An 11,392-nucleotide genomic window follows, 5' to 3' on the forward strand; every position below is an offset into this window, starting at 1 on the left:
CTTGCTTTTTTATATTAAAACTAAACCGGAGAATGCCGTATCGGTTTACTAAAAATTTTTTAAAGCCTGAATTCCAGTCTGTATATCTTTACTTTGTAATTTTGACCTTTAGAAATGTTGCTTTTTTGTTCTTAAACCGATAAAATAATTTCAAAACAATTCAAATAGATTGGGGGAGGGTAGGCTTTGTCTTACGAGTTATATAAAATGAACAGCAAATCCGCAGAAAGAATGCCTTTCAAGCTTTTGTACGTTACCCATTCCGAATATGATAAAGGCTGGCACAGCACATCACATTCGCATCATTTTACGGAACTGTTTTACATTGTGAAAGGGAAAGGTGCCTTCGTTTTACCGGGGCATGACCTGCCAGTCGAAGAGAACGATCTGGTCATCATCAACCCGCACATCGAACATACGGAGCGTTCCAATGAACAGGATTCATTGGAATATATCGCTCTGGGTATAGAAGGTCTATCCTTTTGGCTTCCTGAAAAAAATGAGGAAACAACCGGTTTGTTTACATACCAGGGCGAACAAAGCGATATTCTATTTTACCTTAATAAATTGCTGGATGAAGTGCAGCTCAACGGGGTGGAATATGAAGTTATTTGTCATAATATCATTGAAATCCTGATTGTGAAATTATGGCGTGAGAGGAAGTTCACGATAGAGAAAACGAATACAAAAAACCTGCACAAAACAACCGCCTTTATAAAACACTATATCAATCAAAATTACCGCAATACTATCACCCTCGATGTACTGGCAAATGCGGGGCATATTAATAAATATTATTTGGCGCATACGTTTAAAAAAGAAATGGGGATATCACCCATAGACTATTTAAACTTTATTCGTATCAAGGAAGCAAAAACACTTCTGGAAACAACGGATTACTCGGTAGCGGAGATTTCAGAAATCAATGGTTTTTCATCCCATTCTTTCTTTTCACAAGCCTTTAAAAGAGAGACAGCCATGACGCCTACAGGCTATCGGACACATTTTCGTCAAAAAGGAAAGAAACAAACCGAGACGTCTCGATTAATAACACAAAATGATCAAGGGTGACCTACCGCTTGCCTGACCAGAGACATCGGATCTCTTAAACATCTCGCACACAACGAAAACCCAAATTCCCGGTTGAACTGTCCATTGTATTGGAGCTTCTTGCAGCCACCCGGTAGCGTTACAATAGGGATAATGGCATAAGTACGATCCGCCGCACATGGCTTTGGGGGTTTGCGGTCCGACTTTGGGTGCTAAATTCATAGATTTATCAAACCAGTCGGAACACCATTCCCACAAGTTCCCGGACATATTATACAACCCGTATCCATTATCCGGAAATGATGTTGCAGGCCTCTTCTGTGTTCATCCGGGGAAAACCGCCCTGCCATATATTACAGTAATGCTGTCCAATTGGGTTTGGGTGCAATTCATCGCCCAAGGGATACCTTTTCTGTTCAAGCCCGCCTCTTGGTACAAGAATTTCTGCCAGTACCGGACCCAATTTCACCATCCAAGGCCTTAATAACGGTTTATGTTATTGTGCGGTTATTCCACCATCCACCGGTAAATTCACACCTGTGACATAAGCCGACTTATTGGAACATAACCAAACAGCCGCATTTGCTTGATCTTCTGGTGTGCCCATTCGTCCAATGGGGATGGACTGCTCATAAGCTTTCGCCTGTTCTGACGCTTCTTCAGACCAATTTTCAACACTCGCTGTCCGTGTCATTCCAGGACAGATAGAATTCACACGGATACCTTTTTTGCCACATTCGAGAGCAACTGTTTTCGTTAGTCCGTTCACGCCCCATTTTGATGATGTATACGCGGCAAGCCCCGGTGTTCCAGCCAATCCACCGGTAGATGCTGTGTTTACAATGGCTCCTTTTCCCGACTTGGCCATCGCCCGAATTTCATGTTTCAGGCAATAAAACATCCCATCAAGATTGATGCCCATGGCTTGTCTCCAATCTTCTGTTTTTGTTTCCGTAACAGGAGCAGTTGGCGCGCCAACCCCAGCGTTGTTATGGGCCCAATCAAGCCTGCCATAAGTTTTCATTGTCATATCAATGAGGCTTTCCACTTCGGCTTCATCAGCGACATTACATTTGATAAATGTGGCTTCACCACCAGCTTCTTTAACCAAACGCACAGTTTCCTCACCAGTCTCTTCGGAAACATCTGAAACAACAACTTTTGCACCTTCCTCAGCAAAGGCAACTGCGCTGGCTCGTCCAATTCCTGAACCTGCAGCCGTGATGATACCAACCTTACCTTCCATTAATCGTGTCATTGTAAACACCCCTTTATAAGTGTAAAATTTTCAATCCCTCTTTCCTAAACATTGCCCATTCGGCTGTCATTTTCTTTCGCGATTTGTAGATAATTGCTTATTTGGTAAATTACATTTGTTGGTATCTTTGAGTTTTAAACCCATGACACCACAAACTCCGCTTCACCTGAAAGCTCGTATTTTTCGATTCCGTGCGGCAATATAAAATGCGTGCCTTTCTTGATTTCAAACCGCTTCCCGTCCACGGCTAGGACAGCATCCCCTTTAATGACACTGACCTGTAAAAAGTCAGCTTCCATTGTCTGCTCGACACGGCCGTTCAGCACCCATTGACTTACGCCAAAATATTCGTTTTCAACGAGTTTTGTCATCGTCAAATCACCCGAAACGGCTTCTTCCTGATTCAATTCCGGAATCCGATGCGGAACGTTTGTCACCGCTGCAGCTTTTTCAAGGTGCAGTTCCCGCTGGTTGCCGTCTGCATCAGTTCGGTCGTAATCATAAACACGATAGGTTGTATCTGAGCTCTGCTGTGTTTCCAGAATGACAATGCCGGCGCCAATCGCATGGATGGTCCCGCTTGGCACATAGATAAAATCACCCGGCTCCACCTTTACACGCCGCAGCAATTCATCCCATTCACCATCAGCCATCATCTGCTCAAGGTCCTGCTTCGTCTCAGCATGATGGCCAAGAATCAGTTCTGAATCAGGATTCGCATCCAATACATACCAGCATTCCGTTTTTCCGTATGGGACACCTTCCACCTCACGGGCAAACGCATCATCCGGATGCACTTGTACCGATAAATCATCGTTCGCATCTAAAATTTTGATAAGCAGCGGATAGGCTTCGTTATTATCCGCTGATTTATTGAAAAGTTCGCCGTGGGATTCCCAGGCTTCCGCCAATGTCTGCCCCTTTAACGGTCCGTTTTCAATCACACTCGGTCCGTTCGGATGAGCTGAAATGACCCAGGCTTCCCCGGTTTGCTCTGATGGAATATCATAATGATAAACGGTTTTTAATTTATTGCCGCCCCAGATTTTTTCCTGGAAGACGGGCTGCAAAAAAATCGGTTCACTATACATTTGTGCCCCTCCTGTCAGAATTTTAACACCCAAGTATATCACTCATTATAGCAAAAATAATCGTTATGCTATAATAAGCCTATCATTTATAAGCGAGGTAACATGATGGAAAACATACCAATATACATGCTCCATGACCTGAAACATATTCCCGATTATCCGCTGCCTGACGGGTTTGAATTCAGCCCGCTGAACAGTGAGAAAGAAGGTGAACAGTGGGCCGAAATCACAACAGCAACAAGTGAATTTCCGGATAAAAACCAGGCTCTAATCAGATTCAGCACTGAACTTGCATCAGATTTAAACAAAGCGAAAAAACGCATCATTTTCCTCAAAACAACCACTGGCAGATACGCTGGCACCGCATGCGCATGGTTTGGCAAATGGAACGGGGAAACCATCGGCAGACTGCACTGGGTGGAAATTATGCCTGAATTTCAGGGCCATAAACTCGGCAGACCGCTGATTGCAGAAACCCTCAGTCTGCTCAAACAATATCATGATAAAGCCTATTTAAAAACACAGCCGCGCAGTCTGGCGGCGATCCATTTATACCTGGACTTCGGTTTCAAGCCCGCAATACACACAACTGAAGAAAAGCGTGCCTGGAATCACGTGTTCAACCAGCTCAACAGGGACTGAAGAGGGACAGTAACCCCGTCCCCTGTCCCTTACTGAATTGTATCAAGCAGTTCGTAAGCTTCTTCTTTCGTTTCGGCATTCAGCAATTGTTCACGGAATGAATCATCCATCAGCTTACGGGAGAGCATTTGCAGTATTTTCAGGTGATCATCGCCTGCTCTTTCTTCCGGTATTGCAATCATGAAGATCAATTTCGCATCGGACCCGTCGAGGCTCTTCCAGTCGATACCATCAGGGCTGATTCCAAAGACGACAGCCGGGCTCTTCACTGCAGCCGATTTCGCATGTGGAATGGCGATATTCATGCCAAGCCCGGTTGTACTTTCCTTTTCACGATCGAAAATAGCCTGTTTAACTGTTTCCTTGGAAGATATCCGACCCTTTTCATCCAGCATTTGAACAAATTCATCGACCACTTCTTCTTGTGATGAACCGGACACATCCATCGTCATCAAATCCCGGTTAAGAATATCCGTCAATTTCTTAATTACCACATCATCTGATGCTACTTGATCTGCCTCATCAACCTGAGTTCCCTCATTTATTTGTTCAGAAGCATCTGCCGTAGCATCAAATTCATCCGCTGTCACTTCCATACCTTCAGGTGTCGCAGCAGCGGGCATCACATCTTTCTTCAAAAGATTGATCATGACAGCCGTTACAATCGTACCGATAATCGCTGCAATGAAAAACATCAGCACATTATCTATCGCACCTAGAACGGCAACAATTGGTCCGCCGTGTGCCACACGGTCACCGACATTACCAAGCATGGCAATCACCGATCCGGTCATCGAACCGACCATAATACTTGGAATAACCCGGAGCGGATCCTGTGCGGCAAACGGGATCGCACCTTCTGTAATACCGAATAAACCCATCGTGAAGGACGCTTTTCCGGTTTCCTTTTCAGCCGGCTGATACTTGCGTTTGTTCAAAAATGTCGCAAGCCCCATACCCATCGGTGGAACACAAATGGCAACCGCAATCGGTCCCATGATTTCATAGTTTCCTTCAGCAATCATCGCAGAGCCAAACAGGAATGCCACCTTATTGAACGGCCCACCCATGTCGACGGCAATCATCGCGCCGAGAATCAGTGCCAGAACAATCGAACTTGCTCCTTGCATACCTTCAAGCCACGTTGTCAATGATGTAAAGATACTCGCTACAGGTGCACCAATCACGGTTATGAACAGGACACCGACAACCAGCGATGCTATGATCGGTATGAATATAATCGGCATAACCGGCTGCACGGCTTGTGGCACTTTTATCTTTTTAATGCCAAGTACAACATAGCCTGCAAGGAAACCGGCAAGAATACCGCCGATAAAACCTGCACCGGCTTCACTTCCATAAAAACTTCCAGTATTGGCAATATAACCGCCAATCATACCGGGAACCAGACCTGGACGGTCAGCTATACTGACAGCAATGAACCCGGCCAGAATCGGCACCATGAAACTGAATGACGCAGCTCCAATGTTTTCAATTTGTTTCCAGAATGAATCATCCGGGATGACAATTCCACCGTCAGTTTGCTCACCACCAAGTGCCAATGAAATGGCAATCAGCAAACCACCGACAACGATAAACGGAATCATGTATGAAACTCCATTCATCAAGTGCCGGTAGATCGGGTTTTCCTTTTCTTTGCGCTCTTTTTTAACTTGATCCGCCGACTTCAAATCAGACTGATATACCGGCACATCATCACTTTGCACCCGTTTGATCAATTGCTCCGGGTTGCGTATGCCTTCCTGAACACCGGCTACAAGCAGCTTCTTCCCGGCAAAACGTTCTTTGGAAATATCTTTATCACTGGCAATAATAATGCCATCTGCTTCGTCAATATCTTTTTCTGTGAGCTCGTTTTCTGCTCCAATCGAACCTTGTGTCTCGATTTTCATATCCACACCCATATCATCAGCTGCTTTTTGCAGATTTTCAGCAGCCATGTACGTGTGTGCGATACCGACCGGACACGCGGTCACAGCTAATAGTCGCATATCAATTTCCTCCCTTTCGAATCTATTTCCCATTATAAAGCCCTTTCATGTCGAAAAAATAATTCATTTTTACCGGAACACCGGAAAAAATGAATTATTACCCGAAAACTGTCAGAATATCAGATATGCTTTCCGCTGCGTTCAATTTTTCCACGGCCGCGGGATTTTGACTGATGGATACGATCGTCTGCATGAGCGATCTTGTCATTTCCTGATCGTCTTTGGAAATCGCCAGGAGAAACACGACGGAGACCATGTCGCTTCCCCACTGTATCGGCTCCCGCAATACTGCCACGGATACAACAGACTCCTTCACGAACTCCGGGTCAGCGTGCGGAATGGCTACTCCTCCACCGATAACCGTTGCTGATGTCCTTTCCCTTAACATCGCACTGTGGACAAACTTTTGTTCAGCAAATCCGTTTTGAACGAGATGATTTGCAAGCATTTCAACGATTTCAAACCGGTGTTCCAAACCCATTCCCAGATAGATCGCATCCGGGTCTACAAGCTGCTTAAGGATAGTCATCATCTCTTCCTCGTTTGTTCCTTCTTGTTCAAATGATTGCAGAAACTGCTCCAACCGTTCTTTATCATCGGCTTCAAGAAGCGGAGACACAACAATCACCGGAACATCGTAATCGTTAATATCTGTTGTCGAAATAATCATATCCGTATCATGTTTTTCCAAAAACGCTGGAAGCTCTGCTTTACCGATGCTCGCAAGAATTTCTATCCCCCGGTAGGACTGTTCGAGTTTCGCCTGCAGCAAATGAGACATCCCGACGCCAAGATCACAAACGATCACAGCTCGTTTAACCGGCAATCGTTCCTTTTGCATGCGTTCAATGGAGGCCTGAAAATGCAGGACAAGATAGGCCGCTTCATCTTCGGGGATGTTTAAATCATAGGCTTCATTTATCTTTTCGACAGCCAAAATCACCATACTGAACATATAGGCATATTTCTTTTTAATGTCCAAAAGCATTGGATTTTTGATTGTTAGCCCGTATCTGATGCGGTGCAGGGCTGAGATGAGATGAGTCTCGAGGCCATTTGTCAATACTTTGTCATCCTCGAACCTGATCATAGTCATGCGCTTTAGCTGTGATATCATCTGCCTGACTATATCGGCCACTGAACCATCAGCTTTTGCCGCTTGGCCGGGATGTGCAGTTCGGCAGCTTTCCAGATGCCATGTAAAATAAACATACTCATCTTCCGGAAACGACAGACTCAATGCATCTTCCAGCCGATTGAGAAGCCACGCTGTCATATGATAAGTATCCAGCTTTACACCAGTGTCATCATTTGACTTACCGAGCAAAATCGGTGAACGCTGACGGGTTCGTTTAATCATAATCAAGGCATGGATCTGCAGGCTCTCAAATTCGCCTTCCGTTAAATTAATCGGATAATGCGCCTGCAAATCACGAAGCAGTTTTCTGACCGTATTGATTTCAAATTGAGGGAATAACTGGAGAACTTGCTGCTTTTGCCGTGACTCAGAGGATATCAGCTCCGACAAATTTGCCAGCGCATTGCGTTTGTTTAATTCCTTCCCTTTCACAATGTGACCGAGACGCTGCTTTGAGACCAGCTCCAGATTATAACTTTCAAGCCAACGGGCAATTCTGTTGAGTTCACTTCTGACTGTTGTTTTGTTGGTGAAATATTCCTCAGCTAGACTGGCCAATGTCAGCGGCTTATCGCTTACAAGCAGATTATAAGCCATTTCCAATAAACGATCGTCCCCGGATAATGCTTCAATCCGGTAGACGCGATTAAACAGTTTTGCTCTATCCTCATTGCCGGCAGAAAGAGAAATACCGGAACCACGCTTTCGTCTTAATTCAGCAGAAGGATATTCCTTGAGCACTGTTTCTATCCTTTTCAAATCATTCCGTACTGTCTTCTCTGAGCAATCCAGTTCGTCTGCCAGCTCCCGGACATGTAAAAATACATCCAAATCCGTCAGTAAAAGCCGTAACAGTTCTTTTTGTCTCCGGTTCATCCAAAACACCGTCCACCGTTTCATTTGTCCTGCCTTCATCATAGCTGACATGATAACCGCAGACAATCAAATAGGACAAAAGGACGGGATTCGTTCCCTTCGAATGGCGGGAATGCTGCACGCAAACGAACAACTTCACACTTCCACAGCCAGCGCAATGGCTCCTTTCACACCCTGTTCATCATCCAGTTGAGGAGCCGTGATGAATTCGTTCATGTCGCCCATAACGACATAATCGTTCATCAGCCCGGAAACCTTTTGCCGAATAAGCGGAAACAACATCTTCTGTTTCATCACCCCGCCGCCCAGAATGATACGCTCGGGCGATAAAATCAGCGTATAACTGGCGATAGCATGTGCCAAATAATGGGCCTCGATTTCCCATACACGTTTCTCATCACCTAACAGATGACCTTTCCTGCCATGCCTTTTTTCAATAGCCGGCCCGGACGCCATGCCCTCGAGACAGTTGCCATGATACGGGCAAATGCCGGCAAATGAATCATCCGGATGCTTAGGAACGATGATATGACCCATTTCCGGATGACTTTTCCCTTGAAATGTGCAGCCATTCTGCACAAGCCCTGCCCCGATACCTGTTCCGACCGTAATGTATAAGCAGCTATTTACATCTCTGCCTGCACCGTGACGGTATTCAGCCAGACATGCCGCATTGACATCAGTGTCGATATAAACCGGCACCTGTAAATCCTCCTGCAGCCTGCCCAGCAAGTCAAAATGCTTCCAGGCCGTTTTAGGTGTATTTAAAATCGTTCCATATGTATCACTGCTTTTATCCAGATTAACCGGACCAAAGCTGCCAACACCTAGCGCCTCCAGTTTATAGTCCGAAAAAAACGCCTTTACTTCCTGCAGCGTTTCATCCGGACCCCGCGTTGATATACTTTTCTTTGCTTTTACCTCGCCGGAACGATCGCCAACCGCGCAGACAATTTTAGTGCCTCCCGCTTCGATTCCGCCTATTAACATATGCCCGCCTCCCAACAAGAAAGTCCTCTGACCAGGTGATGACAGGACTTTTCCGTATGTTACTGTCTCCTTGCCGCATAGATGACAGCTATTTCTTCACATACAGAGTAACATCTTGCCCGCAGCCATCTGTTCTACCTGGTTCCAGCAAATTTCCTGCATGTCACCTGTATGAGTGCTTTTTCTTAAATAGCTTCATAATCCATCCTATCATATTATTATTTGAAGATTAGAGTCTATTCGCAAACCTTTTTCAAATTCCAGTATGTAACAGTCATCTCCAGGTTGTTATTCGCCCGAAAGGTAACATCTCTTTCTTGCAAGTTATCAAAAGTCCGCTGACTCCTAGTTATACACTCTTTATATTGTAAAAACGGAAGCAGTCATCCTGCTCCCGTTTTTACTGTTGAGGAAGAAAATTATTTGAAGTTCCCATCTCAATCGCTTTTCCATTTCTCCAGCAGTGTTTCACTGCCTAACTGAAGAATTGCATGCACTTCCTTGGTAACATGGCCATTTTCATGCATCTGCTCTCTCTAAATCTGGACTTTGAGTGTTTTCCGAAATACCATCTATCAGACTAGCCCTGCTGACCGAACAGCAGGAAGATTTAAATCTAGTATTCATAGTCTCCTCCTTTCCTTCATTCTGCACATTCACTACCATCAATAAGATATCTAAACGTGTAAAACAGATCAATTTTTGTATATTCGGCACCGTACCACTAAACCGAAAGAATGAAACGGTTGTCATTGATTTAATGGATTTACCTGTACCAAGCCTTCATCTATTTCGATTATCAGCAACCATCTTTTTAGTCGAATCGCTCACTTCTGCCTGAAAATATGGTTCATACGCTTCAACAGGCGGTTTCCGCGTTAAATACACTGCAATTAAAACACCTATTAAAGACGCTGAGACTGCTATAACAAATGGCAGTGTAAAGCTCAAAGCCTTCGCGAGCACGTAAAAGACTGCGCCTGTAATGATCCCTGCATATGCGCCGGCCCGGTTCATTCGCTTCCAATACAAGCCCAAGAACACAACTAAAAAGAACGCAGAACCAAAACCTCCGTAAGTATAAACAAATCCCATTGCAATGAACCACGGGGGATCAATCGCAAGAACAACTGCTATCGCTGCGATTAATAGAACACTTACCCTCAGCCACCGTCTAAATCCTTTGTCCGTCACCTTTTTTGGAAAGATATTCAAATACACATCATAATAAAGTGACGTTGCACAGTGCAGCAGCATGGAGTTTGCAGTCGAAATAGCAGCGGCACATACCGCGATCAATGTAATGGCCCCAATGATCGAAGGCGTGTACTCCTGTATCAGTAATGGTACAATGTAATCGGTTGTTTTCCCTTCAGGTATACTTGGGATTAACACTTTTGCACCGAGACCGATGATGATTAAAGGCGTCATAATGAAAATGAGCAGAAATATCGTTCCCATAATCTGTAATATAGCAACTTTGATATTTTGCGGAGCGAGCATTCTTGTCACCCAATGTGGTGATGCAGGCGTCCCCAAGGAATTTGAAATAAAAATTGAAAACAATGTTCCCAGACCGAAAGTGCCCACAGGCGAAAGAAGTACACCTTCTTCAAGTTCAGGCCCTCCAACAATCGTCGGAGCAGTGGTCGTGGCAAGCGTGTCCAATATACTTGAAATCCCGCCAGTTAGCATCCAGACGACACCGCTCGCTAATATAACGCCGATCGTTATCAGAATCGTATTCAGCGTATCGGTAGCAGCAACCGACCAAAATCCGCCAACACTGGTTACCATGATAAATAATAAGAAACCGAATATAGCAATCTTATAATCAATCCCGGTTATAGTCGAAAATACAATGCCAAAACCCGACACCTGAATATTAACCAAAAGCAAATACCCAATAAACATTAAGAAACCAACGATTGCTTGCAGCGTACTCCTTTTTTGAAAAGGCTCGAATCGAAACCGGATAAATTCCGGGAATGTTCTAGCCGGGAATTCCGGCCGCCTGATTTTATAGGCAACAATCGGAATTAACGCCCCGCCAAAACACCATCCGGCAACCCAGCCGATAATGGCTGAAACGCCCGAACTGTACAAATAGCCTGGTACCCCGACAACTGAAGCCACGCTGATCCAGGTAGCTGTCGTTGTACCAATGCTTAACAGCAGCCCCATCTTATGCCCGCCGATGGCATAATCATCGATGGATTCTGCGATTTTAAGGCTTTTTATATTCGCCCACACTAGAAAAATAACGTAAAAACAAAATACGACTATGTACCAAATCATAGAACATCACCTGACCTTCTTTTTATTTATATTTGAA

General features: G+C 44.8%; 8 protein-coding genes and 1 pseudogene. 2 read left to right on the forward strand and 7 right to left on the reverse strand.

Translation table 11 applies throughout. The annotated features are described in order from the left end of the window. The first annotated feature begins 186 nt into the window (after positions 1–186). Positions 187–1,071, forward strand: a complete 885-nt coding sequence (locus VK097_RS04065) for a helix-turn-helix transcriptional regulator (protein WP_324210525.1) — start codon at positions 187–189, stop codon at positions 1,069–1,071. Positions 1,072–1,105: 34 nt separating this feature from the next. Here VK097_RS04065 and VK097_RS04070 read toward each other — a convergent pair. The 3 genes and pseudogenes from VK097_RS04070 to manA form a co-directional block, all read right to left on the reverse strand. Next, positions 1,106–1,480: pseudogene (locus VK097_RS04070) on the reverse strand (formylglycine-generating enzyme family protein); the annotation flags it as partial. Between the two features lie 66 nt (positions 1,481–1,546). After that, entirely contained in the window at positions 1,547–2,308 is a 762-nt protein-coding gene (locus VK097_RS04075) for an SDR family NAD(P)-dependent oxidoreductase (protein ID WP_324210526.1), read from the reverse strand. Positions 2,309–2,442: 134 nt separating this feature from the next. Then, complete coding sequence (manA, locus tag VK097_RS04080) at positions 2,443–3,399, reverse strand: mannose-6-phosphate isomerase, class I (RefSeq protein ID WP_324210527.1); 957 nt, start codon at positions 3,397–3,399, stop codon at positions 2,443–2,445. Between the two features lie 105 nt (positions 3,400–3,504). On the opposite strand from manA, the gene VK097_RS04085 reads away from it, so the two are divergent. After that, positions 3,505–4,041, forward strand: a complete 537-nt coding sequence (locus tag VK097_RS04085) for a GNAT family N-acetyltransferase (RefSeq protein WP_324210528.1) — start codon at positions 3,505–3,507, stop codon at positions 4,039–4,041. Between the two features lie 29 nt (positions 4,042–4,070). Here the strand turns inward: VK097_RS04085 and VK097_RS04090 are convergent, their stop codons facing one another. From VK097_RS04090 to VK097_RS04105, 4 genes are all read right to left on the reverse strand, one after another. Beyond that, positions 4,071–6,053 (reverse strand): PTS fructose transporter subunit IIABC, encoded by a 1,983-nt coding sequence (locus tag VK097_RS04090; RefSeq protein ID WP_324210529.1) that lies wholly within the window; start codon positions 6,051–6,053, stop codon positions 4,071–4,073. A gap of 97 nt (positions 6,054–6,150) precedes the next feature. Next, positions 6,151–8,091, reverse strand: a complete 1,941-nt coding sequence (locus tag VK097_RS04095) for a BglG family transcription antiterminator (RefSeq protein WP_324210530.1) — start codon at positions 8,089–8,091, stop codon at positions 6,151–6,153. Positions 8,092–8,202: 111 nt separating this feature from the next. Next, complete coding sequence (locus VK097_RS04100) at positions 8,203–9,057, reverse strand: ROK family protein (RefSeq protein ID WP_324210531.1); 855 nt, start codon at positions 9,055–9,057, stop codon at positions 8,203–8,205. 783 nt (positions 9,058–9,840) lie between these two features. Beyond that, positions 9,841–11,355 (reverse strand): sodium:solute symporter family protein, encoded by a 1,515-nt coding sequence (locus VK097_RS04105; protein WP_324210532.1) that lies wholly within the window; start codon positions 11,353–11,355, stop codon positions 9,841–9,843. Between the last annotated feature and the right edge of the window lie 37 nt (positions 11,356–11,392).

It is taken from the genome of Lentibacillus sp. (assembly GCF_035301675.1).
GTDB lineage: Bacteria > Bacillota > Bacilli > Bacillales > Amphibacillaceae > Lentibacillus.

Coding starts and splice junctions, on each gene's coding strand:
- VK097_RS04075 (WP_324210526.1), bottom strand. CDS start 2,308: ATGACACGATTAATGGAAGGTAAGGTTGGTATCATCACGGCTGCAGGT.
- manA (WP_324210527.1), bottom strand. CDS start 3,399: ATGTATAGTGAACCGATTTTTTTGCAGCCCGTCTTCCAGGAAAAAATC.
- VK097_RS04085 (WP_324210528.1), top strand. CDS start 3,505: ATGGAAAACATACCAATATACATGCTCCATGACCTGAAACATATTCCC.
- VK097_RS04090 (WP_324210529.1), bottom strand. CDS start 6,053: ATGCGACTATTAGCTGTGACCGCGTGTCCGGTCGGTATCGCACACACG.
- VK097_RS04095 (WP_324210530.1), bottom strand. CDS start 8,091: ATGAAACGGTGGACGGTGTTTTGGATGAACCGGAGACAAAAAGAACTG.
- VK097_RS04100 (WP_324210531.1), bottom strand. CDS start 9,057: ATGTTAATAGGCGGAATCGAAGCGGGAGGCACTAAAATTGTCTGCGCG.
- VK097_RS04105 (WP_324210532.1), bottom strand. CDS start 11,355: ATGATTTGGTACATAGTCGTATTTTGTTTTTACGTTATTTTTCTAGTG.